The 26546-nt window shown below is 69.6% G+C and carries 35 protein-coding genes; 5 read left to right on the top strand and 30 right to left on the bottom strand.

Annotated features, from left to right (window positions below; translation table 11 throughout):
• Window positions 1–37 precede the first annotated feature (37 nt).
• The 27 genes from rplO to rfbB form a co-directional block, all read right to left on the bottom strand.
• A complete protein-coding gene (gene rplO / locus ACFU74_RS11360) occupies window positions 38–490 on the bottom strand; it encodes a 50S ribosomal protein L15 (RefSeq protein ID WP_376086152.1) in 453 nt (150 codons plus the stop codon).
• 2 nt (window positions 491–492) lie between these two features.
• Entirely contained in the window at window positions 493–675 is a 183-nt protein-coding gene (gene rpmD, locus ACFU74_RS11365) for a 50S ribosomal protein L30 (protein WP_030055835.1), read from the bottom strand.
• Entirely contained in the window at window positions 675–1298 is a 624-nt protein-coding gene (rpsE, locus tag ACFU74_RS11370; protein WP_344338017.1) for a 30S ribosomal protein S5, read from the bottom strand. Before rpsE ends, rpmD begins: the two co-directional genes overlap by 1 nt.
• A 48-nt stretch (window positions 1299–1346) precedes the next feature.
• Window positions 1347–1730 (bottom strand): 50S ribosomal protein L18, encoded by a 384-nt coding sequence (rplR, locus tag ACFU74_RS11375; protein ID WP_344338019.1) that lies wholly within the window; start codon window positions 1728–1730, stop codon window positions 1347–1349.
• A 3-nt stretch (window positions 1731–1733) separates the two neighbouring features.
• Window positions 1734–2273, bottom strand: coding sequence for a 50S ribosomal protein L6 (rplF, locus tag ACFU74_RS11380; RefSeq protein WP_030393304.1), 540 nt, complete (start codon window positions 2271–2273; stop codon window positions 1734–1736).
• Between the two features lie 22 nt (window positions 2274–2295).
• Window positions 2296–2703 (bottom strand): 30S ribosomal protein S8, encoded by a 408-nt coding sequence (gene rpsH / locus ACFU74_RS11385; RefSeq protein ID WP_030055831.1) that lies wholly within the window; start codon window positions 2701–2703, stop codon window positions 2296–2298.
• Between the two features lie 286 nt (window positions 2704–2989).
• Window positions 2990–3175 carry a type Z 30S ribosomal protein S14 gene (locus tag ACFU74_RS11390; RefSeq protein WP_030393303.1) on the bottom strand — a complete coding sequence of 62 codons (186 nt, stop codon included), beginning with the start codon at window positions 3173–3175 and terminating at the stop codon, window positions 2990–2992.
• Window positions 3176–3179: 4 nt separating this feature from the next.
• A complete protein-coding gene (rplE, locus tag ACFU74_RS11395) occupies window positions 3180–3749 on the bottom strand; it encodes a 50S ribosomal protein L5 (RefSeq protein ID WP_030300393.1) in 570 nt (189 codons plus the stop codon).
• Window positions 3749–4060 carry a 50S ribosomal protein L24 gene (rplX, locus tag ACFU74_RS11400; RefSeq protein WP_100892787.1) on the bottom strand — a complete coding sequence of 104 codons (312 nt, stop codon included), beginning with the start codon at window positions 4058–4060 and terminating at the stop codon, window positions 3749–3751. The genes rplE and rplX overlap by 1 nt, the downstream gene beginning before the upstream one ends.
• A 15-nt stretch (window positions 4061–4075) precedes the next feature.
• Window positions 4076–4447, bottom strand: a complete 372-nt coding sequence (rplN, locus tag ACFU74_RS11405) for a 50S ribosomal protein L14 (RefSeq protein WP_030393301.1) — start codon at window positions 4445–4447, stop codon at window positions 4076–4078.
• 102 nt (window positions 4448–4549) lie between these two features.
• Window positions 4550–4822: a 30S ribosomal protein S17 gene (rpsQ, locus tag ACFU74_RS11410; protein WP_037605711.1), complete on the bottom strand. Its 273-nt coding sequence runs from the start codon at window positions 4820–4822 to the stop codon at window positions 4550–4552.
• On the bottom strand, window positions 4822–5046 hold the full coding sequence (rpmC, locus tag ACFU74_RS11415; protein WP_030300387.1) for a 50S ribosomal protein L29: 225 nt from the start codon (window positions 5044–5046) through the stop codon (window positions 4822–4824). Before rpmC ends, rpsQ begins: the two co-directional genes overlap by 1 nt.
• A complete protein-coding gene (gene rplP / locus ACFU74_RS11420) occupies window positions 5046–5465 on the bottom strand; it encodes a 50S ribosomal protein L16 (protein ID WP_030300385.1) in 420 nt (139 codons plus the stop codon). Before rplP ends, rpmC begins: the two co-directional genes overlap by 1 nt.
• Before the next feature lie 5 nt (window positions 5466–5470).
• A complete protein-coding gene (rpsC, locus tag ACFU74_RS11425; RefSeq protein ID WP_030280775.1) occupies window positions 5471–6295 on the bottom strand; it encodes a 30S ribosomal protein S3 in 825 nt (274 codons plus the stop codon).
• Complete coding sequence (gene rplV / locus ACFU74_RS11430) at window positions 6295–6642, bottom strand: 50S ribosomal protein L22 (RefSeq protein ID WP_045304593.1); 348 nt, start codon at window positions 6640–6642, stop codon at window positions 6295–6297. Before rplV ends, rpsC begins: the two co-directional genes overlap by 1 nt.
• Before the next feature lie 50 nt (window positions 6643–6692).
• Window positions 6693–6974, bottom strand: a complete 282-nt coding sequence (gene rpsS / locus ACFU74_RS11435) for a 30S ribosomal protein S19 (RefSeq protein ID WP_030055821.1) — start codon at window positions 6972–6974, stop codon at window positions 6693–6695.
• Between the two features lie 11 nt (window positions 6975–6985).
• A complete protein-coding gene (gene rplB, locus ACFU74_RS11440) occupies window positions 6986–7822 on the bottom strand; it encodes a 50S ribosomal protein L2 (RefSeq protein WP_376086155.1) in 837 nt (278 codons plus the stop codon).
• Between the two features lie 36 nt (window positions 7823–7858).
• Window positions 7859–8176 carry a 50S ribosomal protein L23 gene (gene rplW / locus ACFU74_RS11445; RefSeq protein WP_380278767.1) on the bottom strand — a complete coding sequence of 106 codons (318 nt, stop codon included), beginning with the start codon at window positions 8174–8176 and terminating at the stop codon, window positions 7859–7861.
• The gene (gene rplD / locus ACFU74_RS11450) at window positions 8176–8853 is read right to left on the bottom strand and encodes a 50S ribosomal protein L4 (protein ID WP_380682127.1); all 678 of its coding nucleotides are present in this window, start codon (window positions 8851–8853) and stop codon (window positions 8176–8178) included. Before rplD ends, rplW begins: the two co-directional genes overlap by 1 nt.
• A 5-nt stretch (window positions 8854–8858) precedes the next feature.
• Window positions 8859–9506, bottom strand: coding sequence for a 50S ribosomal protein L3 (gene rplC / locus ACFU74_RS11455; RefSeq protein ID WP_189916064.1), 648 nt, complete (start codon window positions 9504–9506; stop codon window positions 8859–8861).
• A gap of 14 nt (window positions 9507–9520) precedes the next feature.
• Window positions 9521–9829 (bottom strand): 30S ribosomal protein S10, encoded by a 309-nt coding sequence (rpsJ, locus tag ACFU74_RS11460; protein ID WP_012785157.1) that lies wholly within the window; start codon window positions 9827–9829, stop codon window positions 9521–9523.
• Window positions 9830–10235: 406 nt separating this feature from the next.
• Window positions 10236–12038: a hypothetical protein gene (locus tag ACFU74_RS11465; RefSeq protein WP_380755215.1), complete on the bottom strand. Its 1803-nt coding sequence runs from the start codon at window positions 12036–12038 to the stop codon at window positions 10236–10238.
• Between the two features lie 192 nt (window positions 12039–12230).
• Window positions 12231–13856 (bottom strand): hypothetical protein, encoded by a 1626-nt coding sequence (locus tag ACFU74_RS11470; protein WP_380755216.1) that lies wholly within the window; start codon window positions 13854–13856, stop codon window positions 12231–12233.
• 71 nt (window positions 13857–13927) lie between these two features.
• Window positions 13928–14317: a DUF2304 domain-containing protein gene (locus ACFU74_RS11475; protein ID WP_380755218.1), complete on the bottom strand. Its 390-nt coding sequence runs from the start codon at window positions 14315–14317 to the stop codon at window positions 13928–13930.
• Complete coding sequence (locus ACFU74_RS11480) at window positions 14314–15003, bottom strand: glycosyltransferase family 2 protein (RefSeq protein WP_380755220.1); 690 nt, start codon at window positions 15001–15003, stop codon at window positions 14314–14316. Before ACFU74_RS11480 ends, ACFU74_RS11475 begins: the two co-directional genes overlap by 4 nt.
• A gap of 85 nt (window positions 15004–15088) precedes the next feature.
• Entirely contained in the window at window positions 15089–16438 is a 1350-nt protein-coding gene (locus ACFU74_RS11485) for a lipopolysaccharide biosynthesis protein (RefSeq protein ID WP_380755222.1), read from the bottom strand.
• Window positions 16435–17412: a dTDP-glucose 4,6-dehydratase gene (gene rfbB / locus ACFU74_RS11490; protein WP_380755224.1), complete on the bottom strand. Its 978-nt coding sequence runs from the start codon at window positions 17410–17412 to the stop codon at window positions 16435–16437. Before rfbB ends, ACFU74_RS11485 begins: the two co-directional genes overlap by 4 nt.
• Window positions 17413–17529: 117 nt before the next feature.
• On the opposite strand from rfbB, the gene rfbA reads away from it, so the two are divergent.
• From rfbA to ACFU74_RS11515, 5 genes are all read left to right on the top strand, one after another.
• Window positions 17530–18405: a glucose-1-phosphate thymidylyltransferase RfbA gene (gene rfbA, locus ACFU74_RS11495; protein ID WP_380755225.1), complete on the top strand. Its 876-nt coding sequence runs from the start codon at window positions 17530–17532 to the stop codon at window positions 18403–18405.
• Complete coding sequence (locus tag ACFU74_RS11500; RefSeq protein ID WP_380755227.1) at window positions 18402–19001, top strand: dTDP-4-dehydrorhamnose 3,5-epimerase family protein; 600 nt, start codon at window positions 18402–18404, stop codon at window positions 18999–19001. Before rfbA ends, ACFU74_RS11500 begins: the two co-directional genes overlap by 4 nt.
• A gap of 47 nt (window positions 19002–19048) precedes the next feature.
• On the top strand, window positions 19049–19945 hold the full coding sequence (locus tag ACFU74_RS11505; protein WP_380755228.1) for a glycosyltransferase family 2 protein: 897 nt from the start codon (window positions 19049–19051) through the stop codon (window positions 19943–19945).
• 48 nt (window positions 19946–19993) lie between these two features.
• Complete coding sequence (locus ACFU74_RS11510) at window positions 19994–20968, top strand: NAD-dependent epimerase/dehydratase family protein (RefSeq protein ID WP_380755229.1); 975 nt, start codon at window positions 19994–19996, stop codon at window positions 20966–20968.
• Between the two features lie 200 nt (window positions 20969–21168).
• Window positions 21169–22377, top strand: coding sequence for an acyltransferase family protein (locus tag ACFU74_RS11515; RefSeq protein ID WP_380755231.1), 1209 nt, complete (start codon window positions 21169–21171; stop codon window positions 22375–22377).
• Between the two features lie 124 nt (window positions 22378–22501).
• Here ACFU74_RS11515 and ACFU74_RS11520 read toward each other — a convergent pair whose 3' ends face one another.
• The 3 genes from ACFU74_RS11520 to ACFU74_RS11530 are packed head-to-tail and all read right to left on the bottom strand — an operon-like array spanning window position 22502 to window position 26444.
• Window positions 22502–22912 carry a GtrA family protein gene (locus tag ACFU74_RS11520; protein WP_380755233.1) on the bottom strand — a complete coding sequence of 137 codons (411 nt, stop codon included), beginning with the start codon at window positions 22910–22912 and terminating at the stop codon, window positions 22502–22504.
• 46 nt (window positions 22913–22958) lie between these two features.
• A complete protein-coding gene (locus tag ACFU74_RS11525; RefSeq protein ID WP_380755235.1) occupies window positions 22959–25373 on the bottom strand; it encodes a hypothetical protein in 2415 nt (804 codons plus the stop codon).
• 51 nt (window positions 25374–25424) lie between these two features.
• Window positions 25425–26444, bottom strand: coding sequence for a glycosyltransferase family 2 protein (locus ACFU74_RS11530; RefSeq protein ID WP_380755236.1), 1020 nt, complete (start codon window positions 26442–26444; stop codon window positions 25425–25427).
• Between the last annotated feature and the right edge of the window lie 102 nt (window positions 26445–26546).

Consider the following 26546-nt stretch of genomic DNA (forward strand, 5'->3'; position numbering starts at 1 on the left):
GAACGGGAGGCGCGGGGCTCGCGGAAAGTCAGCGGGCTCAGACGAGCTCGGTGACGGTACCGCCGGCGGCGGTGATCTTCTCGGCGGCCGAGCCGGAGACGGCGTCCACCGTCACCTGCAGCGCGACCGAGATCTCGCCGGTGCCGAGCACCTTGACGAGGGAGTTCTTGCGAACCGCGCCCTTGGCGACCAGGTCCTCGACCGTGACCTCGCCACCCTGCGGGTAGAGCTCGGCCAGCTTGTCGAGGTTGACGACCTGGAACGTGATCTTGAACGGGTTCTTGAAGCCCTTCAGCTTCGGCAGACGCATGTGGAGCGGCATCTGGCCACCCTCGAAGCGCTGCGGAACCTGGTAGCGGGCCTTGGTGCCCTTGGTGCCACGACCGGCGGTCTTACCCTTGGACGCCTCACCACGACCCACGCGGATCTTGTCGGTCTTGGCACCCGGGGCGGGACGCAGGTTGTGGATCTTGATCGGGTTGTCGCCCATGATCAGTCCACCTCCTCAACCGTCACCAGGTGACGGACCGTGTGGGCCATCCCGCGGATCTCGGGACGGTCCTCCTTCACCACGACGTCGTGCATCCGCTTGAGGCCAAGCGAGCGCAGGGTGTCACGGTGGTTCTGCTTGCTGCCGATGTACGACTTGGTCTGCGTGATCTTCAGGCGAGCCATCAGGCACTCACCCCGGCAGCGGCACGGGCACGCAGCAGACCGGCCGGAGCCACGTCCTCGAGCGGCAGGCCACGGCGGGCCGCGACCTCCTCGGGGCGCTGGATCTGCTTGAGCGCGGCAACGGTCGCGTGCACGATGTTGATCGCGTTGTCCGAGCCGAGCGACTTCGACAGGATGTCGTGAACGCCGGCGCACTCCAGGACGGCGCGCACCGGACCACCGGCGATAACACCGGTACCGGGGGCGGCGGGCTTCAGCAGCACGACGCCGGCGGCCTTCTCGCCCTGAACGGGGTGCGCGATGGTGCCCTGGATACGGGGGACCTTGAAGAAGTTCTTCTTGGCCTCCTCAACACCCTTGGCGATGGCGGCCGGAACCTCCTTCGCCTTCCCGTAACCGACACCCACGGTGCCGTCACCGTCGCCCACCACGACCAGCGCGGTGAAGCTGAAACGACGACCACCCTTGACAACCTTGGCGACGCGGTTGATCGCGACGACGCGCTCGACGTAAGCGGTCTTCTCGACGGCGGGGGCGTTGCCCCGGTCGTCACGCTTACGGTCGCGCCGCTCGCCACCGGTGCCGCCGCCGGCGCCGCTACCGCGGCGCTGGGGTCCAGCCATTGGAATTACCTCTCTCGATTACGTCCGCCGACAGAGTCGACGAGCGGCTTAGAAGTCGAGCCCGGCCTCGCGGGCCGCGTCCGCCAGGGCGGCGATGCGGCCGGCGTACCGGTTGCCCGCGCGGTCGAAGACGACCGACTCGATGCCGGCGGCCTTGGCGCGCTCGGCGACCAGGCTTCCGACCTTCTTGGCCAGCTCGGTCTTGTCGCCCTCGGCGCCCTTGATGGACACGTCGAGGGTGGACGCCGACGCCAGGGTGTGACCCTTGGCGTCGTCGATGACCTGGGCGACCATGTGACGGTTCGAGCGCGTCACGACGAGGCGCGGACGCACCTCGCTGCCGACGATGCGCTTGCGAACGCGGATCGCGCGGCGCTTGCGAGCGGCGCTCTTGTAGGCGTTGCCCTTGCCGATCTTGACAGAGACACTCATCGCTTACTTACCACTCTTTCCGACCTTGCGGCGGATAACCTCGCCCGCGTACTTGACGCCCTTGGCCTTGTACGGGTCGGGCTTGCGCAGCTTGCGGATCTTCGCGGCGACCTCGCCGACCTTCTGCTTGTCGATGCCGTCCACGTGGAACTTGGTGGCCGACTCGACGACGAAGGAGATGCCCTCCGGCGCCTCGACGAGGATCGGGTGGCTGTAGCCCAGCTGGAACTCCATGTCGGAGCCCTTCGCCAGAACTCGGTAGCCGACACCGCTGATCTCCAGCGACTTGCGGTAGCCCGCGGTCACGCCGGTGATCATGTTCGCCACCAGCGTGCGGGTCAGGCCGTGCAGGGCCTTCGACTGACGCTCGTCGTTGGGGCGGGTGACAGCCAGGATGCCGTCCTCGCCCTTGCCGATCTCGATCGGCGCGGCGACGACGTGGGTGAGGGAGCCCTTCGGGCCCTTCACCGAGACCGTCTGGCCATCGATGGTGACGTCCACGCCAGCGGGGACCTGGATGGGCAGCCGTCCAATGCGCGACATTGCTGTACCTCCGTTTCCCGAATTACCAGACGTAGGCGAGAACTTCTCCGCCTACGCCCTTCTTGGCGGCCTGCTTGTCGGTCAGGAGGCCGGAGGACGTGGAGATGATCGCCACGCCCAGGCCGCCGAGAACCTTCGGCAGGTTGGTGGACTTTGCGTAAACACGCAGACCCGGCTTGCTGATGCGCTTGATGCCGGCGATGGAGCGCTCACGGTTGGGGCCGAACTTGAGCTCGATGGTCAGCTTCTTGCCGACCTCGCCCTCGACGGGCTCCTCAACCTTGTAGGAGGAGATGTACCCCTCCTGCTGCAGGATCTCGGCGACGTGCGCCTTGATCTTGCTGGCCGGCATCGCCACGGAGTCGTGGTACGCCGAGTTCGCGTTACGCAGACGCGTGAGCATGTCTGCGATGGGGTCGGTCATGGTCATGATGGCCTCAGGCCTCTCTCGCCGCGGTTTCTCCGCGCCAGGTCCCCCTTCCGCACTCTTTCGAGTTCGTCAGGGGCACAAGCGCAGGGGACCTGCGACGTCGTAAGACTGGGTGCGAGCCCTCCCGTAAAAGGGCCACGGGCGTCCATGGGGAAGCCGTGGCAGGGGGCCCGACCCCACTACCTTACGGGAATCCGTACGGCAGGCCCAAAACGGACCGGTGTGGGATCGGGCACCTCTGCGTCGCTGTGTGCCTGGAGCGTCTGGCCCCTCTGATGAAAGAGGACTACCAGGAGCTCTTGGTCACGCCCGGCAGCTCGCCACGGTGCGCCATCTCACGGAGGCACACACGGCAGAGGCCGAACTTGCGGTACACCGAGTGCGGACGGCCGCACCGCTGGCACCGGGTGTAGGCCCGGACGCCGAACTTCGGCTTCCGCTCGGCCTTCGCGATGAGGGACTTCTTCGCCATTTGCTCACGCCTCCTTGAACGGGAAGCCCAGAGCACGCAGGAGCGCCCGGCCCTCGTCGTCGGTCTGCGCGGTGGTCACGACGGTGATGTCCATACCGCGCTGACGGTCGACCTTGTCCTGGTCGATCTCGTGGAACATAACCTGCTCGGTCAGACCGAAGGTGTAGTTGCCACGGCCGTCGAACTGCTTGGGGGAGAGACCGCGGAAGTCACGGATACGCGGCAGGGCCAGCGACACCAGACGGTCCAGGAACTCCCACATGCGGTCACCACGGAGGGTGACGTGGGTGCCGATCGGCTGGCCCTCGCGCAGCTTGAACTGCGCGATGGACTTGCGAGCCTTGGTCACGGCCGGCTTCTGACCGGTGATCGCGGTCAGGTCGCGGATCGCGCCCTCGATCAGCTTGCTGTCACGGGCGGCCTCGCCGACACCCATGTTGACGACGACCTTGACCAGGCCGGGCGTCAGCATGACGTTCTCGTACGAGAACTGCTCCTGCAGCTGCCCCTTGATCTCGGAGTTGTAACGCTCCTTGAGGCGGGGGGTCACCTTCTCAACAGACGTCTCAGACATCAGATGTCCTCACCGGTTCGCTTGGCAACGCGGATCTTGTTGCCCTCGTCGTCGAAGCGGTAGCCAACGCGGGTGACGACCTTCTTGCCGTCCTTCTCCACGACCAGCTGGACGTTGGAGACGTGCACCGGGGCCTCGACGGTGACGATGCCACCCTGAGTGCCCGGACCCGGCTTGGTGTGCTTCTTGACCCGGTTCACACCCTCGACCAGGACCTTGTTCTCAGCCGGCAGGGCCTGGATGACCTTGCCCTGCTTGCCCTTGTCCTTGCCGGTGATGACCTGAACCAGGTCACCCTTCTTGATCTTCATGCTGTTCGCCATGGGTCAGAGCACCTCCGGCGCCAGCGAGATGATCTTCATGAACTTCTTGTCACGCAGCTCGCGGCCCACCGGGCCGAAGATGCGGGTGCCACGGGGGTCACCGTCGGTGTTCTTGAGAACGACAGCGGCGTTCTCGTCGAACCGGATGTACGAACCGTCGGGACGGCGGCGCGACTTCACGGTACGGACGACGACGCACTTGACGACGTCACCCTTCTTCACCGAACCACCGGGGATCGCGTCCTTGACGGTGGCGACGATGACGTCCCCGATACCGGCGTAGCGGCGACCGGAACCACCGAGAACGCGGATGCAAAGGATTTCCTTCGCGCCCGTGTTGTCGGCGACACGCAGTCGCGACTCCTGCTGGATCACAGCTTTCTCCTGATCGTCAACGAGAGCTGACGGGCCGGCCGCTGCTCACACCAGCGCCCGCCAGGGGCCCGGTGCACATACGGCCGTACCGCATCAACTTCGTTACTTGGCCTTCTCGAGGATCTCGACGACGCGCCAGCGCTTCGTCGCGGACAGCGGGCGGGTCTCCATGAGGAGGACCCGGTCGCCGATGCCGCAGGCGTTCGCCTCGTCGTGCGCCTTCAGCTTGTTCGTACGGCGGATGACCTTGCCGTACAGCGCGTGCTTGACGCGGTCCTCGACGGCGACGACGACGGTCTTGTCCATCTTGTCGCTGACGACGAGACCCTCACGGGTCTTGCGGAAACCGCGCGTCTCGTTGGTGTTCTCAGTCATCAGGCGTTCTCCACCGTCTCGATGCCCAGCTCGCGCTCGCGCATCAGGGTGTAGATCCGCGCGATGTCCTTACGGACGAGCTTGAGCCGTCCGTGGTTGTCGAGCTGCCCGGTCGCCGCCTGGAAGCGGAGGTTGAACAGCTCCTCCTTGGCCTCGCGCAGCTTGGCAACGAGACCCTCGTTGTCCAGCTGGCGGAGGTCAGCAGCCTTGGTAGCGGCCGACATCAGCTCTCACCGTCCTCGCGCCGGACGATCCGGCACTTCATCGGAAGCTTGTGAGCGGCGCGGGTCAGCGCCTCACGAGCGACCTTCTCGTTCGGGTACGACAGCTCGAACATGACCCGACCCGGGTGCACGTTCGCGATCCACCACTCCGGCGAACCCTTACCGGAACCCATGCGGGTCTCGGCCGGCTTCTTGGTCAGCGGGCGGTCCGGGTAGATGTTGATCCAGACCTTGCCACCACGGCGGATGTGACGGGTGATCGCGATACGAGCGGACTCGATCTGACGGTTCGTCACGTAGGCCGGGGTCACGGCCTGGATGCCGAACTGGCCGAACGCCAGCTCGGTGCCACCCTTGGAAGCGCCACGGCGCTTCGGGTGGTGCTGCTTGCGGTGCTTGACCCGACGGGGGATCAGCATTGCGGTCAGGCCTCCGTTCCGGTGTTCTCGGCAGCCGGAGCCTCGACGGCCGCGGCCGCGGGGGCCTCGGCAGCGGCGGGACGACGGCCACGGCCACCGCGCTCGCCACCGCGACGCTCGCCACCGCGGGCGGGACGACCACCCTCGGGACGGGCCGGGCGGTTGCCCGAGCGGGCAGCGGCGTTCTCAGCGCGGACCTCGGCGATGTTCTTGACGTCGCCCTTGTAGATCCAGACCTTCACGCCGATGCGGCCGAAGGTGGTCTTGGCCTCGAAGAAGCCGTAGTCGACGTTCGCGCGCAGGGTGTGCAGCGGCACACGGCCCTCGCGGTAGAACTCCGAACGGCTCATCTCGGCGCCGCCGAGACGACCGGAGCACTGGACCTTGATGCCCTTGGCGCCGGACTTCATGGTGCCCTGCATCGACTTGCGCATGGCACGGCGGAAGGAGACGCGGGAGGACAGCTGCTCCGCGACGCCCTGAGCCACGAGCTGGGCGTCCAGCTCGGGGTTCTTGACCTCGAGGATGTTCAGCTGGACCTGCTTGCCGGTCAGCTTCTCCAGGTCGCCGCGGATGCGGTCGGCCTCGGTGCCGCGCCGGCCGATCACGATGCCGGGGCGAGCGGTGTGGATGTCCACACGGACGCGGTCGCGGGTGCGCTCGATCTCGACCTTGGAGATGCCGGCGCGCTCCATGCCCTTCGTCATCATGCGACGAATGGCAACGTCTTCCTTGACGTAGTCCTTGTACAGCTTGTCGGCGTACCAGCGGGACTTGAAGTCCGTGCTGATGCCGAGGCGGAACCCGTGCGGGTTAACCTTCTGGCCCATTACCGGGTCCCTTCCTTGCTGCTGACGACCACGGTGATGTGGCTGGTCCGCTTGCGGATCCGGTAGGCACGGCCCTGGGCGCGCGGACGGAACCGCTTCAGGGTCGGGCCCTCGTCAACGTACGCCTCGCTGATGACGAGGTCGTCCACGTTGGAGTGGTTGTAGTTGTGCGCGGCGTTGGCAATGGCGCTGTCGAGCACCTTGCCGACCGGCACGGTCGCGGCCTGCGGAGCGAAACGCAGGACCGCCTGGGCCTCCGTGGCGTTCAGGCCACGGATGAGGTCCACCACGCGGCGGGCCTTCATGGGCGTGACGCGGATGTACCGCGCCTGGGCCCTGGCTTCCATGGTTGTCCCCTTGCTGGTGTAAGTCATTGAGTCGGTAATCTCGCTGGCGACTAGCGACGCTTCGACTTGCGGTCGTCCTTGACGTGACCGCGGAAGGTACGCGTCGGCGCGAACTCGCCGAGCTTGTGGCCGACCATCGACTCGGTGACGAACACCGGGACGTGCTTGCGGCCATCGTGCACCGCGATCGTGTGGCCGAGCATGGCCGGGAAGATCACGGAGCGACGGGACCAGGTCTTGATGACGTTCTGGGTACCCGCCTCGTTCTGCGCGTCCACCTTCTTGAGAAGGTGGCCGTCAATGAAGGGGCCCTTCTTGAGACTGCGCGGCATCTGACCTGCTCCTAGCGCTTCTTGTTGGTCTTGCGGCGGCGCACGATGAGGGCGTTCGAAGCCTTCTTCGGGCTACGAGTGCGACCCTCCTTCTGGCCCCACGGCGAAACCGGGTGGCGACCACCGGAGGTCTTACCCTCACCACCACCGTGCGGGTGGTCGATCGGGTTCATGGCCACACCACGCACGGTCGGGCGGACGCCCTTCCAGCGCATACGGCCGGCCTTGCCCCAGTTGATGTTCGACTGCTCGGCGTTGCCGACCTCGCCGACCGTCGCGCGGCAGCGCGCGTCGACCAGGCGGATCTCACCGGAGGGCATGCGCAGGTGCGCCATCTTGCCCTCACGCGCCAGCAGCTGGATGCCGGAACCGGCCGAGCGGGCCAGCTTGGCACCGCCGCCGGGACGCAGCTCCACCGCGTGGATGGTGGTACCGACCGGGATGTTGCGCAGCGGCAGGTTGTTGCCCGGCTTGATGTCGGCGCCGGCGCCGTTCTCCACCCGGTCGCCCTGCGCGATGCCGCGCGGCGCGATGATGTAGCGCTTCTCGCCGTCCGCGTAGTGCAGGAGCGCGATGCGCGCGGTGCGGTTCGGGTCGTACTCGATGTGCGCGACCTTGGCCGGCACGCCGTCCTTGTCGTGACGACGGAAGTCGATCACGCGGTAGGCGCGCTTGTGTCCGCCACCCTGGTGGCGAACGGTGATCCGACCGGCGTTGTTACGGCCGCCCTTGCTGTGCAGGGGGCGAACCAGCGACTTCTCCGGCGTGGACCGCGTGATTTCGACGAAGTCGGCCACGCTGGAGCCACGACGGCCCGGCGTAGTCGGCTTGTACTTGCGGATACCCATTTTCGTCCTCGTCTTGATCGACGATCACGGCCTCCGTCAGGAGGTCGGACCACCGAAGATGTCGATGCGGTTGCCCTCAGCCAGCGTCACGATGGCGCGCTTGGTGTCCTTGCGCTTGCCAAAACCCGTCTTGGAGCGCTTGCGCTTGCCCTGACGGTTGAGCGTGTTGACGGACTCGACCTTGACCGAGAAGACCGCCTCGACGGCCTGCTTGATCTGGGTCTTGTTGGCACCGGGCGACACGACGAACGTGTACTTGTTCTCGTCGAGGAGCGAGTAGCTCTTCTCGGAGATGACCGGCTTCACCAGGACGTCACGGGGGTCCGTGAACGTCTTGCTCGTAACGTCGCTCATCAGGCGGCGCTCCCTTCGAGCTCGCCCTCAGCGGCAACGGCCTTGGCGGACGCGGCCGGACCGGCCACGAAGCGCTCGAAGGCAGCCTGGGTGAAGACCACGTCGTCGGAGACGAGCACGTCGTAGGTGTTCAGCTGACCGGCGTCCAGGATGTGGACGTTCGGCAGGTTGCGAGCGGACTTGAGGCCCAGCTCGTCCGCACGCTCGACGACCAGGAGGACGTTCTTGCGCTCGGTGATCTTGCCGAACAGGCTCTTGGCGGCCTTGGTCGACGGCGCCTCGGTCGCGGTCACGCCGGTGACGACGTGGATGCGGTTGTGGCGGGCCCGGTCGGTGAGCGCACCGCGCAGGGCGGCGGCGATCATCTTCTTCGGGGTCCGCTGCGAGTAGTCGCGCGGCACGGGACCGTGCACGACGCCACCGCCGGCGAACTGCGGCGCACGGGTCGAGCCCTGACGGGCGCGGCCGGTGCCCTTCTGGCGGTACGGCTTCTTGCCGCCGCCACGGACCTCGCCGCGGGTCTTGGTCTTGTGGGTGCCCTGACGGGCCGCAGCGAGCTGCGCCACGACGACCTGGTGCATCAGCGGAACGCTGACCTTCGCGTCGAAGATCTCGGCCGGCAGCTCGAGGCTGCCGGTCTTGTCGCCCGAGGGCGACAGGATGTCAATGGTGCTCATATCCTTCACAGCCCCTTCGCCGCGGTGCGGACGAGGACGAGGCCGCCGTTCGGGCCCGGGATCGCGCCCTTGATCAGGAGCAGACCCTTCTCCGCGTCAACCGCGTGCACGGTCAGGTTCTGGGTGGTCACACGCTCGTGACCCATCCGGCCGGCCATCTTCAGGCCCTTGAACACGCGGCCCGGGGTGGCGCAGCCACCGATGGAACCGGGCGAACGGTGCTTGCGCTGCACGCCGTGACCGGCGCCGAGGCCCCGGAAGTTGTGGCGCTTCATGACACCGGCGAAGCCCTTGCCCTTGGAGGTGCCGGTCACATCGACCTTGACACCCGCCTCGAACAGCTCGGCGGTGATCTCCTGGCCCAGGGTGTACTCGGACGCGTCCGAGGTCCGGAGCTCGACCAGGTGGCGGCGCGGGGTGACACCGGCCTTGGCGAAGTGGCCCGCGAGGGGCTTGTTCACCTTGCGGGGGTCGATCTCGCCGAAGCCGATCTGCACGGCGTCGTAGCCGGCCGGGCTGTCGGCGGTGTGGACCTGGGTCACGACATTCGGCCCGGCCTTGACGACGGTCACCGGAACGACCCGGTTGTTCTCGTCCCAGACCTGGGTCATGCCGAGCTTCTCGCCCAGGATGCCCTTAATCTGCTTAGCCATCTTCGGTGCGCCTCTCAGAGCTTGATCTCGATGTCGACGCCCGCCGGCAGGTCGAGACGCATGAGCGAGTCAACCGTCTTCGGCGTGGGGTCGAGGATGTCGATCAGACGCTTGTGAGTACGCATCTCGAAGTGCTCGCGCGAGTCCTTGTACTTGTGCGGCGAGCGGATGACGCAGTACACGTTCTTCTCAGTGGGCAGCGGCACCGGGCCCGCGACCTGCGCACCAGTACGAATCACCGTCTCGACGATCTTCTTCGCCGAGGAGTCGATGACCTCGTGGTCGTAGGCCTTGAGCCGGATGCGGATCTTCTGTCCCGCCATGGCTACTTTGTAGTCCTTTTGTCCAGTCACTTCACGACCCCCTCTCCGACCCCCGCGCTCGGGCGTGTCGCACTCGCGCTTGCAAAAAACCGGCGATCAACTCGTCGGTTTCGAACTTTCGGGGTAGGGGGAGCCGGGCCGAGGCCCCGCACACGCTTCCCGGAAGATTCCCGTACGTCCGCCCCGCAGCTGCCGTGGCGTAACACTCACGCTTGACGGCCATCACGGGAACGACGAGTACATGGGACTCGCTTCCAGTCCTCCCGGCGGGAGGCGCGCAGCATCGGCACTCAACCGAGCAACTTGGACATACTGCCACAGCCGTGAGCCGGAAAGCCAATCGGGGCCGGTGAGGCGTACCCCACCGGCCCCGACGGGCTGGACCTGCCGGCTCCCCGCCGGCCGGCTACTTCTGCGCGCCGTTGTCCCACGGAGCGCGGCGGCCGCAGACCTCCTGCCACTCCTCGGTCGCGACGCCGGCGCACCAGACGAACTTCTTGTCGTCCTTGTCCGGCTCCCAGTCCTTGATGATGGCGTCCGCGCAGGTCGAGACCGGCGCGTACTTCGGGCAGTCGCCGTTGGCCTTCTTGATCGTGTGGGCCCGCCAGGCGTCCAGGCCCATCCGCCCGTACTTCTCGTGCTCCGGCATGTAGCGGTTGACCGACCAGGAGGCGCCCATGGTGCCGAACAGGGCGAGCGCGCAGACCAGGCCGGCGGCGAGCTGGCGCTGGGTGCGGCCCGGGATCACCGTGGTGCCGGCCGGCGCGTCCTCCTTGCGGAACGTCCGCTCCACCCAGCCGCCGCCGCGGTGGCAGGCCGCCATCAGGCCCAGCACGGCGAGGATCATCAGGCAGTACATGATGATCCAGGTGGTCCGGGGGTACAGCGCGACGGTCCCGCTCTGCGCCATCGACCCGGCGAAGGTGAACCGCATCAGCCAGGCGCCGGCCAGCACCGCGGCGGCGGTCCGCACGGCGAGGCTGCGCAGCCCCAGTCCGAGGCCCAGCCCGACGCCGGCGAGCAGCAGGATGGTGAAGCCGCTCTGCCCGGCGAGGTCACCCGCCTCCGGGTAGTTGTGGTAGGTGGTCTGGCCGACCCGGTCGGACAGCCAGCCCATCACGTAGGCCGGGTCGGTGTAGGTCATGATGTAGCCGTACCGGTCCGGGACGTCCGAGCCCACCTTGGCCAGCTGGTACAGCAGCGGCGAGCCGACCACGCCGGCGCTCACCACGGTGGCGCCGATCAGCGCCAGCCCGTTGCGGACCGCCTCCTTCCCCCCGCGCCACGGGAAGACGAAGAGCGTCAGCACCGCGATGCCGGGGGCCGACCACAGGTACCAGCCGGAGTACCAGAGGAACAGCAGGCCGAAGACCACGCCGAACCCGAGCCCGCGCAGCAGGGCGGTCGGCATCCTCAGCTCGCCGGCCCGGCGCACCTCGCGCAGGACCGCGGTCAGCAGCGGGACCAGGACGATCATCACCACGTGGCTGTACGGGCGGATCGGGTCCAGGAAGACCACGGAGGCCGGGACCGCGATCAGCAGGGCCCAGAACGGGCGCAGCAGCAGCCGCCAGGCCAGGTAGCTCATCGGGCCGACCAGCGCGCTGAAGAAGATCTGCAGGTCGTGCAGGGCGAAGCCCTCGCTGCCGACGCCGTTGTAGCGGTACTTCGCCCAGAGCGCGATCAGCGCCGGGAAGCCGGGCGGGTAGACGCCGGGCAGGCCCTTGCCGTCCAGCATGCCGGTGGCCATGTGGACCAGGACGCTCGGGTCGCCCTCCTGGCCGCCGAGCGGCCAGGGCGTGCCGTGCAGGGCCACCACGACGCCGCCGGCCACCACGCCGGTGGACAGGCCGGCCAGTGCGGAGCAGACCAGCCGCTGGGTGAGGCGGTGCCGGCGCAGGGTGCCCCGGTAGGCGGTGAACAGCAGCACCGCGAGCATCGGCAGGCCGACGATCGTGACGTACTGCTGGATCTTGGCCAGCCCGCTGACCTGGCCGATCCGGTTCAGCGGGTTGACGTCGATACGGGTGCAGAGCAGCGTGAAGCCCAGCGCCGCGACGACCCCGACCACGACCTCGGCGGTGATCTGGGCCCAGCGGCGGGTCATCAGCCCGGGCTTGTCCACCGCCGGCGCGGCGGGTGCGGCCGCCGCTCCGGCTTCGCGCGAGGGGCCCTTCTCACGGACCACGTCCGGGGCCAGATCTGTCATCTCGGTCCACTTCCGTGAGGCGGCGCCGCCACGTCCGGGGGGCGCCGGCCGCAGGTTCGATCCACTGCGGCGTTCGGTTGGAACAGGCCATGGGGGCGATGCGCCCCGAGGCGTTCGGGATTCTTCCACGCCGCACAACACCCACGCCAACCGCAGATCCTCCGCCGAACCCGCACAGCGGGCGGATGGTGCTTACCCGCACTTGCCCTCAGGGGCAAACACGGGGCACTTGCCGTCCGGCTGCGTGGTGGTGTGCGCGAACCACGCGAACGAGCCCCACGAGCCCTGGTTGGCGGGCATGAAGCGGTCGACGGTGGAGGAGCCGGCCATCGAGAAGAAGAACGCCAGCGCGCAGAGCACCGCTCCCCCGGTCCGCAGCGCGGGGACGCCGACGGTACGGGCGAAGGACTCCGCCCGCTCCCCCTCCGCGGTCTCCTCGCGGGCGGCGAACTTCCGGCTGAGCAGGTAGCAGGCCATGCCGAAGAGCACGATGCCGCAGTACAGCAGCTCGGCCGAGGTGCGGGGGTACAGCTGCACCAGCTGGTCGCGCTCCATGTGCGAGGCGAACCAGTAGCGCATCAGGAAGGCGCCGAGCATGCAGAACGCGGCGACCTGGACCACCGGCAGGGCCGGGCCGAGCCAGAGCGCGACGCCGACGCCGACGATCAGCAGCAGGACGAAGACGCCGACCCCGCCGAGCTCCCCGGGCAGCGGCCAGGGGCCGTTGGCGATCACGCCGGGCGAGTCGCCCTGCCACATCGCGAAGTACGCGGGGTCCACGTTGGTGTCGAAGTACATGTAGGTGTCGGGGGTGTCCGACCCGGCGAGCAGCCGCTGCAGGTAGGTGCCGGCCACCAGCAGGAAGACCGCCCCGGTCGCGCCCAGCAGGGCGGCGGCCCGCAGGACCGCGGCCTTCCCCCGCTTGGCGATCTTGACCAGGGTGAGGACCGTCACCGCCAGCGCTCCGGGCGCCGACCAGACGAACCAGCCGGAGTACCAGAGGAAGAGCAGCGCCAGGGCGAGCCCGTAGGCGGCGCCGGTGAGCAGCGCGGTCCGCACGCTCTTGCCGGTGGACCTCAGCACGCTGGTGACCAGGCGGGCCAGCACGGGGATGAGGACCAGCAGCGCCACGTCCACGTACGGCTTGGCGGCGTGGACGATCGGGAAGACCGGCACCACGCCGATGGCGAGCGCCCACAGCGGCGGGAGCAGCAGCCGCCACGCCAGGTAGACCGCCGGCCCGGTCAGCGCGATCAGCACCAGGCCGAGCATCTTCAGGCCCAGGCCGGGCCGGTCGGGGTAGAGGAGGTCGGTCCAGCGGGCCAGCAGGTGCGGGAAAAGCGGCGGGTAGACGCTGGAGATCGGGCGGCCCGCGAGGATGTCGCCGACCCACTGCTGCAACTGCCCGGAGTCGCCGCGCTTGCCGTTGAGCGGCCAGACCGTGCCGCGCAGGGCGACGGCGATCCCGCCGGCGTACAGCCCGGTGGCGAGGCCCGACAGGGAGGCCGCGGCGGTCCGCAGCGCGATCGGGCGCGAGAACCAGCGGCTCGCCGCCCACCACAGCAGGGCGATGGCGATGAAGGCCAGGATGAACCGCAGTTGGAGCGCGGCCAGGCCGCTGACCTGGCCCACCCGCTGCATCGGGTTGACCTGGACGAACGTGCAGATCCAGGTGAACCCGAGGGCAACGAGAACACCGGCCGCTGCCTCGACGGCCCCGGGCAGTAGCCGCCCGAGCAGGGACGGCCGGGCATCGTCGGCACCGGAGGCGTGCCGCTGACGCGCGATTATTCGAGGCCCGGTGGCCGTCGCAGACATGATTCCCGTTCTTCAGAAACGTTGGGGAACCCGGCGTGGCCCGCCGTGGGGTTCCCGGGACCGGAACGCCGTCAGAGCTGCGGGACCCGCTCGTCGGCGGCCGAGGCCTCGAAGCGGTCGGTGTTCACGCGCTGGCCGTCGTTCACCGCGACGGTGCGGGCCAGGTCGGTGAGCTTCTTCTCCAGCGAGCGGAAGCGCATGAAGGTGTTCAGGGTCATGAACGCCATCGCGACGACCAGCAGGTAGAGCACCAGGTCGGTGCCGCGGCCGACGCCGAGCTTGTTGGCGATCCAGGTCACGTCCTGCGGCCGCAGGACCGCGTACACGTTGGCGACGACGAAGGCGAAGAACGCCATCCGCTTCCAGGCGCGGGTGTGGGCGGCGTCCCAGCGGCGGACGAAGGCGAGCACGAGCGCGCCCGTGCCGACCATGAGCAGCAACTGGATCCAGATGTACTTCACTTGCGGCCACGCTCCCTGAGCGAGATGTCGAAGAGGATGTTGACGCCGTTGATCAGCGACTGGCCCTTGGAACGGGAGTAGTCGGTGTACAGGATGTCCACCGGCACCTCCATGACCCGCAGGTCCGAGGCCGCCAGGAAGGCGACGATCTCGGAGGCGTGGGCCATGCCGTTCATGGTGATGCGGAGCTTGGTCGCGGCCTCGCGGTTGATGACGCGGAGTCCGTTGTGGGAGTCCGTCAGGTTGAGCTTGCGCGCGGTGGGGCTGATCGTCGCGGCGGTCCGCAGGACCACCCGCTTGATCCACGGCACCTCGCCGGTCTGCTCGATGAACCGGGAGCCGAGGACCACGTCGGCCTCGTCGGCCCGGAGCAGGGCGACCATCTTCTCGACGTCGTGCGTCTGGTGCTGGCCGTCGGCGTCGAAGGTCGCGAAGTACTTGGAGCCGGGCTGCTTGAGCGCGTAGTTCAGGCCGGTCTGCAGCGCGGCGCCCTGGCCGAGGTTGACGGGGTGCTGGACCAGGTGCGCGCCGGTGGTCATGATGTGCTCGGCCGAGTTGTCCGTGCTGCCGTCGTCGACCACGACGATGTTCGGGAAGGTCTTCCGAGCCCCCTCGATCACGTCGGCGATGACGGTTCCCTCGTTGTAGGCCGGGATGACCAGCCACACGTCGTCGTAGTCGGACATCATGACTCCATGCCGCGGCCGCCGGCCGCGAGTTTCAGGGTGCGAAGAGAGACGGGCTGCGGACCTCGGCGACAGTGGCGGGTGGTCATACCGAATCCACGAGTGAGGGACGGGCGGACTCGGCGGAACCGGCCCCGGATGTCGGCGGCTTCCGCAGGAAGGTGAGCCAGACCGCGGCGAACATGCATGCGACAGCGGCGAGCGAACCAACAGTGTAGGCGAGGCAGACCCGGGTCGCGATCGGCCCCGGTACCAGAGTGGTCACGATCAGCGCAACAACACCCGACGCCCAGCCGAGCAGTTGGAGACGGTGACGGTGCAGCACCAGCAGCGCCTGACCGAGCACCATCGCGAGCATGTAGCAGAGCGTACCGGCCGACATCCAGAGGAAGTCGAGCGAGCCGAGCACGTCGTCGGCCTTGAAGAGCACCTGGATCAGCCACGGGCCGAGGACGGTGGCGGGGATGCCGCCGGCCACGCCGAGCACCGTGACGACCGCGCAGGTGCGCACCAGCAGCTTGGAGAACCCGGCCCGGTCGCCCGCCGCCGCGGTGCTCGACAGGCCGGCCAGCAGCGAGGCCTGGAGCGAACCGAAGACGAACAGCGGGACCCGGGCCAGCACCACGGCGTTCAGCAGGCCGGCCACCAGGGCGGCGTCGTCCGGGGCGAGCAGCTGGGTGGAGACCACCGCGGCGTTGACCACCACCTGCGAGAGCAGGGTGGAGGCGACCAGCGGGGCCAGGCCGGAGGTGAGGCTGCCCCAGCCGACCGCCGGCCCGCCCTGGACACCGGAGAGCAGCGGCCGGGCCGTCGCCACCAGGCCCACCAGCGGGGCGACGGTGAGGATCAGCGCGAACGCCAGCGGCGAGCGGACGCCGGCCAGCGCGCAGCCGCCCGCCAGCACGATCCGCAGCGCGCCGTCCACCGCCAGCTGGGCGCCGTACGCGCCGAACCGGTTGAGGCCGGCCAGCACGCCGCGGCTGACGTTGCTGGCCGCCATCGCGGCGAAGGAGACGCCCAGCGCCATCACCATGTCGGTGCGGCCGTCGAAGAAGGTGCGGGCCAGCGGGCGCGCCGCGACCGCCATGCCGACCGCCATCACGGCCAGCATCCCGAGGGTGATCAGCAGGATCCGGCGCACCACCGGCGCCGCGCCCTGGCCGCCGACCGCCCGGGCGGCGACGATCCGGGTCAGCTCCTGCTCGACCGGGAAGAAGAGCCCCAGGCCGACCGACATGAGGATCGTCCAGAGCAGCGAGACCGAGGCCATCTCCGGCTTGCCGAGGCTGTAGCCGGCCGCCATCAGGTGGACGTAGGAGGCGGCACCGAGCAGCACCGTCCCCCCGATCACCAGCTGGGTGCCCGGGGGGAGAGCGCTGACGACCTTGGCCAGCGGGGAACGGCGCGCGGGCGCCGGGCTGCCCTCGTGGTTCACGACTGCTGCGCGGCCCTCACCTTGAGCGGCTCCCACCAGGCGCGGTTCTCGCGGTACCAGGCGATGGTCGAGGCGAGGCCCTCCTCGAAGGTGACCTGCGGCTCGTAGCCGAGCTCCTCGCGGATCTTGCTGATGTCCAGCGAGTAGCGCAGGTCGTGGCCCTTGCGGTCCTCGACGCGGTCGACCATGTCCCAGCCCTGGCCGACGGCCTCCAGCAGCAGACCGGTGAGCTCCTTGTTGGTGAGCTCGACGCCGCCGCCGATGTTGTAGACCTGGCCGGCCCGGCCCTTGCGCAGCGCGAGGTCGATGCCGCGGCAGTGGTCCGAGACGTGCAGCCAGTCGCGGATGTTGCCGCCGTCGCCGTACAGCGGGACGCGCTTGCCGTCGATCAGGTTGGTGGTGAAGAGCGGGATGACCTTCTCGGGGAACTGGTACGGCCCGTAGTTGTTGGAGCAGCGGGTGACCACCACGTCCATGCCGTGGGTGCGGTGGTAGGCCAGGGCGAGGAGGTCCGAGCCCGCCTTCGAGGAGGAGTACGGGGAGTTCGGCGCGAGCGGCCACTCCTCGGTCCAGGAGCCCTCGGTGATGGAGCCGTAGACCTCGTCGGTGGAGACGTGCACGAAGCGGCCGACGCCGTGCTTGCGGGCCGCGTCCAGGAGCACCTGGGTGCCGACGACGTTGGTCATGACGAACGGGCCGGCGCCCGCGATGGAGCGGTCGACATGCGACTCGGCCGCGAAGTGCACGACGGCGTCGTGGCCCGGCATCGCCTGGTCGACGGCGTCGATGTCGCAGATGTCGCCTCGGACGAAGGTGTAGCCCGGGTGGTCCGCGACCGGCGCGAGGTTCTCCTCCACGCCCGAGTAGGTCAGCTTGTCGAAGACGGTGACGCGGGCCGCGGGATCCGCCGACAGCAGCGCGCGGACGAACTGGGACCCGATGAATCCGGCGCCGCCGGTGACGAGGATACGCATAGTGCGGCTGAGTATAGTGCGCGCGCGGGGGCGCTCCGTCCCGGGTCCGGGCGATGCTGCGTGGGCGTCCGAAGGCTGGTTGCCGCGCGGTCGGGCAGGCCACGTAAGGTGTGCGCCATGCGCGGCATTCTTCTTGCGGGCGGCACCGGTTCCCGCCTCTGGCCCCTCACGCGGGCAGTCTCGAAGCAGCTCCTCCCGGTCTTCGACAAGCCGATGATCTACTACCCGCTCTCCACGCTGATCATGGCGGGGATCCGCGAAATCCTGATCATCACCACGCCCCAGGACCGGGACCAGTTCGAGCGGCTGCTCGGCGACGGCTCGCAGTTCGGCCTGGAGCTCCAGTACGCCGTCCAGGAGCGCCCGGAGGGCATCGCCCAGGCGTTCGTGCTGGGCGCGGACTTCATCGGCGACGAGCCGGTCGCGCTGATCCTCGGCGACAACATCTTCCACGGCAGCGGCCTCGGCACCCGGCTCGCCCAGCGCACCGACCCCAAGGGCGGCATGGTCTTCGCCTACCCGGTGGCCGACCCGACCGCCTACGGCGTGGTCGAGTTCGACGAGTCCGGCCAGGTCATCTCGATCGAGGAGAAGCCGGAGCGGCCGAAGTCCCGCTACGCGGTGCCCGGCCTGTACTTCTACGACAACCGCGTGGTGGAGATCGCCCGCACGATCACCCCGAGCGCCCGCGGCGAGCTGGAGATCACCGCCGTCAACGACTCCTACCTCCAGCGCGGCGAGCTCCAGGTGACCGTCCTGGACCGCGGCACCGCCTGGCTGGACACCGGCACCTTCGTCTCGATGGTGCAGGCCTCGGAGTTCGTCCGGGTCATCGAGGAGCGCCAGGGCTTCAAGATCGGCTGCGTCGAGGAGGCGGCCTGGCGGGCCGGCTTCCTGACCTCCGACCAGCTGCGCGAGCTGGCGCAGCCGCTGCTGAAGAGCGGTTACGGCCAGTACCTGGTGAACCTGCTGGACGAGGAGGACGCCCGATGAAGTTCCGCGAGCTGTCGATCGAGGGCGCCTGGGAGATCACCCCGCAGCAGCACGGCGACCCGCGCGGCCTGTTCATGGAGTGGTACCGCTTCGACCGGCTGTCCGAGGTGGTCGGCCACCCGCTGCGGATGGCCCAGGGCAACCTCTCGGTCTCCGCGAAGGACGTCGTGCGCGGCATCCACTTCGCCGACGTCGCGCCCGGCCAGGCCAAGTACGTCAGCTGCGTGCGCGGCGCCGTGCTGGACGTGATCGTCGACCTGCGGGTCGGCTCGCCGACCTTCGGCCGCTGGGAGTTCGTCCGCCTCGACGACGTGGACCGCCGCTCGGTCTACATCTCCGAGGGCCTGGGCCACGGCTTCTGCGCGCTGACCGACGACGCGACGCTCTCCTACGTCTGCTCGGAGACCTACAACCCGACCGGCGAGCACGCGGTGCACCCGCTCGACGCCGACCTGGGCATCGAGTGGCCGGCCGAGGTCCCGCAGCTGTCCGCCCGGGACGCCGCCGCCCCGACGCTGGCCGAGGCCATCGAGACCGGCCTGCTGCCGGACTACGAGGAGTGCCTGCGCTACCGGCGCTCGCTCAGCGGCCAGTAGCCTTCTCGCCGTCCCCTCCTACCCGGAAAACACCTGGTGCGCCGCTCATGACAACTCTTGACATCATGCTGCCCTACTACGGCAACGTCGCCCTGATGCAGGCGGCCGTCCGCAGCGTCCTGGCCCAGAGCGATCCGAACTGGCGCCTCACCGTGGTGGACGACGGCAAGGAGCCGGACGTCCCGGGCTGGTTCGCCGAACTCGGCGACGAGCGGGTCTCGTACCAGCGCAACGAGCAGAACCTCGGCGTCACCGGCAACTACCGCAAGTGCCTCGGCCTGGTGCGCGAGCAGCACTTCGTCATGATGGGCACCGACGACGTCATGCTGCCCAACTACGTCGAGACCGCCCGGGCCATCCTCAAGGACAACCCGGACATCGGCATGGTCCAGCCGGGCGTCCAGGTGATCGACGGCGAGGGCACGCCCACCGAGGGGCTGGTGGACCAGGCGAAGAAGCGCATCTACGCGCCCAAGGTCCAGGGCCGCAAGCTGATGAGCGGGGAGGAGCTGGCCATCAGCCTGCTCCGCGGCAACTGGCTTTTCTTCCCCTCCATCTGCTGGCGCACCGAGGCCGTGAAGGCGGTCGGCTTCCGGGACAACCTGGAGGTGACCCAGGACCTGGCGCTGGTCATCGACCTGCTGCAGACCGGCGAGCAGATGATGATCACCGACCGGGTCACCTTCCAGTACCGCCGGCACGCCGTCAGCATCTCCTCCGCGCAGGCCTTCACCGGCGTCCGCTTCGAGGAGGCCAACCGCTTCTTCCGGGACGTCGCCGACCGCCTGGACGCGCACGGATGGTCCCGCGCCGCCAAGGCCTCCCGCCTGCACCTCTCCTCCCGGATCCACGCGCTCACCATGGTCCCGGGCGCGGTCAAGAACCGGCACGGCGAGGGCACCAGGACCCTGCTGCGGCACGTCGCCGGCACCGACCGCTACTGAGCACGCGCACCGCCCCACCCCGTAACCGACCTACCGGAACCAGAGGCCATGGCCGCTAGCAGCACCGCTCTCCCCCGGGTCGCCGTCCTCGGCGGCACCGGCTTCATCGGGCGCACCATCCTCGCCACCCTCGCAGAGCGGGGCCACCACCTGCTCACCATCGCCCGCAAGGAGCCGGCCGACGCCCTGCCCGGCGACTTCGCCCGGCTGGACCTGACCGAGGACCCGCCGGCCGCGCTGGCCGAACTGCTGGCCGAGCACCGGATCGACGTGGTGGTCAACGCGGCCGGCGGCATGTGGGGCCTGACCGACGAGCAGATGGTCGGCGCCAACGTCGGCATGGTCACCCGGCTGCTGGAGGCCCTGCGGTCGATGGCCGCTCCCCCGCGCCTGGTCCACCTCGGCACGGTGCACGAGTACGGCCTCTGCCCGATCGGCGTCAGCCTCGCCGAGGACTCCGAGCCCCACCCGTCGATGGTCTACGGGCAGCTCAAGCTGCGGGCCACCGAGCTGATCGCGGACGCCGTGCGCCAGGACGGACTGGACGCCGTCGTCCTGCGGCTCGGCAACGTCGTCGGCGCGGGCCAGCCCTCGCACAGCCTGCTCGGCGTGATGGCCGGCAAGCTGGCCGCCGCCCGGGCCGCCGGGACCGAGGCCGAGCTGTCCCTGCAGCCGCTCACCGCCCAGCGGGACTTCGTGGACCTCCAGGACACCGTCGACGCCATCGTCGCCGCCCTGCCGACCGACCCGAAGGCCCCGGCCGTCCTCAACGTCGGCCTCGGCCGGGCCAGTTCGGCCCGCGAGCTGGTCGAGCTGCTGATCGAGGTCAGCGGGGTGCCGACCAGCATCACCGAGGTGCCGGCGCCGGACGGCAGCGGCCCGGAGACCGAGTGGCAGCAGCTGGACGTCACCGCCATCGAGCGGGCCTTCGGCTGGACGCCGCGCCGCAGCCTGCGCGAGGCCGTCCGGACCCTCTGGGAGCACGCGGCCCAGGACGGTTCGTCCCCGGACACCGGCCGCTAACGATTCGACCGGCACGGTGAAGGCCTCCGGCCGGCTCGATAGGATCCCCCGAGGGTCCGATCGGACCCCTCCGCCGGAGGCCTCCTCCGCGTCTCCACTTCCGGAAAGCATGAACCGCTCTCATGTCTCCTAGGCTCTCTCTGCCTGGCCGTCGCGGGACCCTGGCCGAGCTGTACTCCTCCCGGGCCAACAGCTTCGGTGTGCTCCGGCTTGCACTCGCCTCCGCCGTCGTCGTCTCCCACCTCTACCCGATCGCCTGGGGACGCCTCGACCCGCTGTGGCTCCGCAGCGGCCAGCAGACGGACATCGGCAAGATGTCGGTCATCGGCTTCTTCGTCCTGTCCGGCTTCATGATCAGCGGAAGTGGCGCGCGCAGCACCGTCGGCCGCTACGCCTGGCACCGCGCGCTGCGCATCCTGCCCGGCCTCTGGGGATCGCTGCTGGTCTCCTCCCTGGTGATCGTCCCGCTGCTGTACCACTGGCAGCACGGCACCTTCGACGGCTACTGGGACCACCCGCAGGGTCCGGTGAACTACCTCAAGGGCACCTGGAACACCGCGATCAGCACCGGCTGGGACATCTCCGGCGTGATGGCGGAGGGCCGGGCCAAGGGCACCAACTACGACCCCGGCGTCAACGGCGCGCTCTGGTCGCTGAAGTACGAGATCCTCTGCTACGTCCTGATCGGGCTGCTCGCCGCCGGCGGCGTGCTCCGCAAGGCCCGGCGGTTCATACCGCTGCTGGCCCTGGCGCTCGGCGGGCTCATCCTGCGCGACTGGGCGAACGCGCCCAGCCTGCGCGGCATCCCCGGTGACCAGCAGTCCTTCGTCATGGTGCCGTTCCTGGACGCCATGTCGGTGCACATGCTGATCCACCTGGTCTTCGTCTTCATGATCGGCGCGACCTTCCAGCTGTACCGGGACAAGCTGGTCATCCACGACGGCCTGGCCGTGCTCTGCGCCGTCGTCCTCGGCCTCACCCTCTGGGGCGGCGGCCTGTTCGTCTTCGGCTACCCGGCCTTCGCCTACCTGCTGCTCTGGCTGGCCATCCGGCTGCCCCGGCCGTTCCACAGGATCGGCCGCAAGCGCGACTACTCCTACGGCATCTACATCTACGGCTTCACCGTCGAGCAGGCGCTGGCGGTGCTCGGATACGCCAAGTACGGCAAGCCGGTCTACCTGGCGCTGGCCATGGCGGGCACGGTCGTCCTGGCCGCGCTCTCCTGGCACCTGCTGGAGTCCCCGGTGATGAAGGCGAAGAACTGGACCCCGTGGCCGGTGCGCCGGCTCAAGGAGCGCGCGGCCGTCCGGGCCGCCCGGCGGGGCGGCACCGACGGGTCCGACGGGACCTCCGCCGCCGCCCACCCGCAGTCGCCCACCGAGTCCGCCCCGCCGAGGGTCTCGGCCTGACCCCGCCGGCGCCCCCGGCGCCGGCCCCGTCGGAACCGGAACGCGAGAGTGCCTGGTCCACCGCCCCTTCCGGGGCCGGCGGGCCAGGCACTCGGTCGTTGCGGCCCCCGCGGGAGGCCGGCGCTCAGCGGGTCCGGAAGACCCAGACCTTCATCAGCAGGAAGCGCACCACCGTGGCGAGGCCGTTCGCGACGACCAGGCCGCCCACCTCGACCACCCGGGAGGCGTCCGGAGCGGCCAGGTCGAGCAGGGCCAGCACGCCCGCGCTCAGCCCCAGGCCGATGAGGAAGGCCACCGCACCCTGCAGCTGGTGCCGCAGCGCGCCCTCCGAACCGGTGATGCCGAAGGTGAAGCGGCGGTTGGCGGCGGTGTTGGCCACCGCGCTGACCGCCAGCGCGATCAGGTTCGCCACCTGCGGATCGGTGAAGGCGCGGGCGGCGACGAAGAGCCCCAGGTAGAAGAGGGTGCTCAGGACACCGATCACCAGGAAGGACGGCAGCTGCCGTTTGGCCGGCGGCGCCGTCTGCGGGGCCACACCGTGATCGTCCGTGGAAAGCATGCGGAATTACCCGTTCATCCGGTCAGGCCAGCTCGTACACGACGGTCCGGCCGTTGTCGAAGACCTTGCTGGTGAGAGTGCCGAGCAGCGGTGACTCGGCGCCTGCCTTGCGGTCCACCACCAGGAACCGCACCCGGTGCTCCCGGCGGAGACCGTCGAGCAGCTCCTCGGTGGGCTGGTAGACCGCGTTCTCGTTCCGCTGGAACAGCTCCTCGTCCCAGAACGGCCCGCCGTAGGCGACCCCGCCGCCGCTCTTCGCGATCATGCGCGGCGCGTAGGCCCACCCCTCGACCAGGACCGAGCGCTCGGAGTACGCGCTGAGCCACTGGGAGCGGCGGTTGATGTTGCAGTGGTCGGTGGTGGTGTAGTTCTCCGGCTCCCAGCAGTGGCTGTTGGTCGCGAGGACGTCCTGCGGGTCGCTGTGGTCGCGGACCCAGCGGGCCGCCTCGACCTGGCTCTTCGGCAGGATCCAGGTGCCGTCCCACACGTACTCCCGGGACTGCAGGAGGTCCAGCGCCGTCCCCGGCACACCGACCGCGAGCGTCGCCGTCAGCAGGACGATCCCGCCCCGGCCCCGCAGCCGCGGCCAGAGCCGGCTCGCCCCCCACCAGAGCAGCGCGCCGACGGCCGCCAGCGCCGCCAGCGCGACGGCGCCGCCGAGCACCGGCAGCAGCGGGGCGTACGACCGCCACAGGTTGTGGACGCCGGCCGCCTTGGACACCACCGTCATCCAGTCCACGGTGTGGCGGTACATGCCCCAGCTGAGCCCGGCGACCAGGACCAGCACGCCGCCGGCCAGCAGGACCTTGGCCCGGACGGACAGGGCCGCCCGTTCCGCGGCCTCGCAGTAGCCCCAGCCGGCGAGCAGCGCGCCGAACGGCGCCGCGGCGATGGTGAAGTAGCTGGAGTTGAAGCCGTTGACCACCAGGTAGGCGGCCGGGCCGGCCACCGCGCCGCCCAGCAGGAACCACTGCGCCGGCTCCAGGTTCAGCCGCCGGTGGCGGAAGAGCGGGAGCGCTCCGGCCAGCCGCACCTGATGGGTGATCACGAACGCCGCCAGGGTGCCGCCGACGACGAGCAGCTGCGACGCGGTGCCGCGCAGCTCCGGGGTGTTGTACCAGTACTGCTGGACGTTCCCGAAGGGCACGATCTCCAGGCCGTAGCTCTCGAAGTCGAAGATCACGGCGGTGGCGAAGAGCTGGGCCCCGGCGATGACCGCCCCGAGCCCGACCACCGTCCAGGGGATCCGGCGGCTGGTGACCAGCATCGCCAGGCCGGCCACCGCGAGGCCGGCCAGGGTCACCGGGAGCGTACTGGCCTTGGCCGCGCTGGAGGCCAGCGCGAACCCCGCCGTCAGGACGAAGGCGCCGCGCCCGAGGTCCGGCACCCCGCTCCCGCCGTCCGGCTCCTCCCCCGCCGCCGGGTCCCGGGACGCCCTGCGGCCGATCAGCGCCCCGACCACACCGACCAGGGCCACCAGCAGCGGCTGGCTGTAGGTGAGCGAGAGGCTTCCCCAGGACATCAGCCGGATCGGCGGGAAGCCGAAGGTCCAGGAGCTGACGTTGTTCGGGTAGATGGCGGTGAACTCGCCCACGGCGAAGAACAGCAGCGCCGCGGCCGGGCCGGCCCACGCCTTGCCGCTCAGCCGCTGCGCCACCACCGCGATGATCAGGACGGTCAGCGCGCTGAGCGCCGGGACCATCAGGCGCATCGCCACCGACACCAGGTCGACGTGGCCGACGAGGTCGGTCATCGCCATGTGCGCGAAGGTGAACCAGTGGTAGTGCAGTGGCTCGCCCGCCGCCTGCGGGAAGGTCGGCGGCATGTTCTGCTTGGCGTTCCCGGCGAGCGAGAGCATGTACGGCAGGTCGCCGAAGATCCTCGTCGACTCGTCGGCCGGCAGCACGGGGAACCGCGAGAGCGTCGCCGCGTAGTAGTAGACGACGGTCAGCGAGACCGTGCCGGCCAGCGCCCAGGACCGCCCGGGCGAGAAGGCCCGGTAGCCCCGCGGCCGCCAGTGCCGCCGCAGCCGGGGCACCAGCGCGAACGGGAGCACCACGGCCAGCGGCCAGAACGTCGCCACCGACTGGAGGCCCAGGCCGACCAGCACCACCCAGGCCGCCAGTTCCAGCACCAGGCCGGTGACGGCGCCGAACGCCAGGTCCTCCAGCAGCGTGTAGGGGCGGCGTCGCAGGCTGCGGAAGACCAGCGTGCCGGGCAGCAGCACGCCCCAGAGCGCGTAGAAGGTGTAGCGGGCGATGTCCGTCGCCGGCGTGTCGGAGGCGAGCAGCGCCGCCACCAGCACCAGGTAGGCCGCGAGTGCCGGGAGGAAGCGCACCGCCGTTCGGCCGGGGGTGGCCGGTGCCGGGTCGCCGGGCGACCCGCCCGCCCCCCGGGCGGGGCGGGACGCGGCCACGGTCGTGTCGGTGCTTTCCAAGGTTCCCGTCTCTCTGCCGGCCCGCCTCGCGGTGCCTGGGTCGTGTACGCGCTAGCGGGCGGAAGCGGCCGGCTCGCGCCGGGCCGCCCGCACCTCCTCCTCGGCCGAGTCGTAGCCCACGAAGTAGGCCGGACGGGCCTGTGCGGCGGAGTAGATCCGCCCGACGTACTCACCCAGCAGTCCGATGCAGACGAGTTGGACCGCACCGAGGAACAGCATGCCGATGAAGAGCGAGGACCAGCCGGGGACGGTCTCCCCCAGGGCGTACTCGACCGTGGTGTAGACGCCCAGCGCGAAGCAGAGCACCAGGCTCAGCAGGCCGAGCCAGGTGGCGAGCCGCAGCGGCGCCGCCGAGAAGTTGGTGATGCTGTCGATGGCCAGCCGGAGCATCTTGGAGAGCGGGTAGTGCGTCGCGCCGGCGACCCGCTCCTCGCGCACGTAGACGACCTCGCCGCTGGGGAAGCCCAGCCACGGGACCAGCAGCCGGTAGACCGGCTGGTGCTCGGGCATCGCCTTGAGCGCGTCGACCGCGGCCCGGCTCAGCAGCCGGAAGTCGCCGGCCTGGTTCGGCATCTTCTTGCCGACCAGCCGGCGCATCAGCCAGTAGTAGGCGCCGGCCGTGCGGCGCTTGAAGACGGTGTCGGTGCCGCGGTCGCCGCGCACGCCGTAGACGATGTCGAGGCCCCGCTCCTGGGCGAGCGAAAGCATTTCCGGAATCTTCTCCGGCGGATCCTGCAGGTCCGCGTCGATGGAGACGACGTAGTCCCCGTACGCACGGTGAATACCGGCCGTGAGCGCCGCCTGGTGCCCGGAGTTGCGCGCGAACCGCACGATCCGGAACTCGGGCCAGTCCTGGTGGACCTTCTGCATGATCGCCGGAGTGGCGTCCGTGCTGCCGTCGTCGATCCCGACGACCTCGTAGGTGATCCCCAGTTCGTCCAGGATCGGCCGCAGACGCTCAACGGTCAGGGGCAGCGCCTCCTGCTCGTTGTAGATCGGCATGACGACCGACAGGAGCGGCGCCGGCCTTCCGGCCGTCGGCGCCTGGTCGTGCCCTGCTGCGTTGAACATCGTTTCTCGCCTGTCCCCATGTGTCCACGAACGGTCTGGCGGCACGGACCGACCGGGACGCCCCCACCAGTCGGCACCCTTCACCCATCGTGCCCGAAGTGA

The sequence above is a fragment of the Kitasatospora sp. NPDC057500 genome, from assembly GCF_042802195.1.
In the GTDB taxonomy this organism is placed as follows: Bacteria; Actinomycetota; Actinomycetes; order Streptomycetales; family Streptomycetaceae; genus Kitasatospora.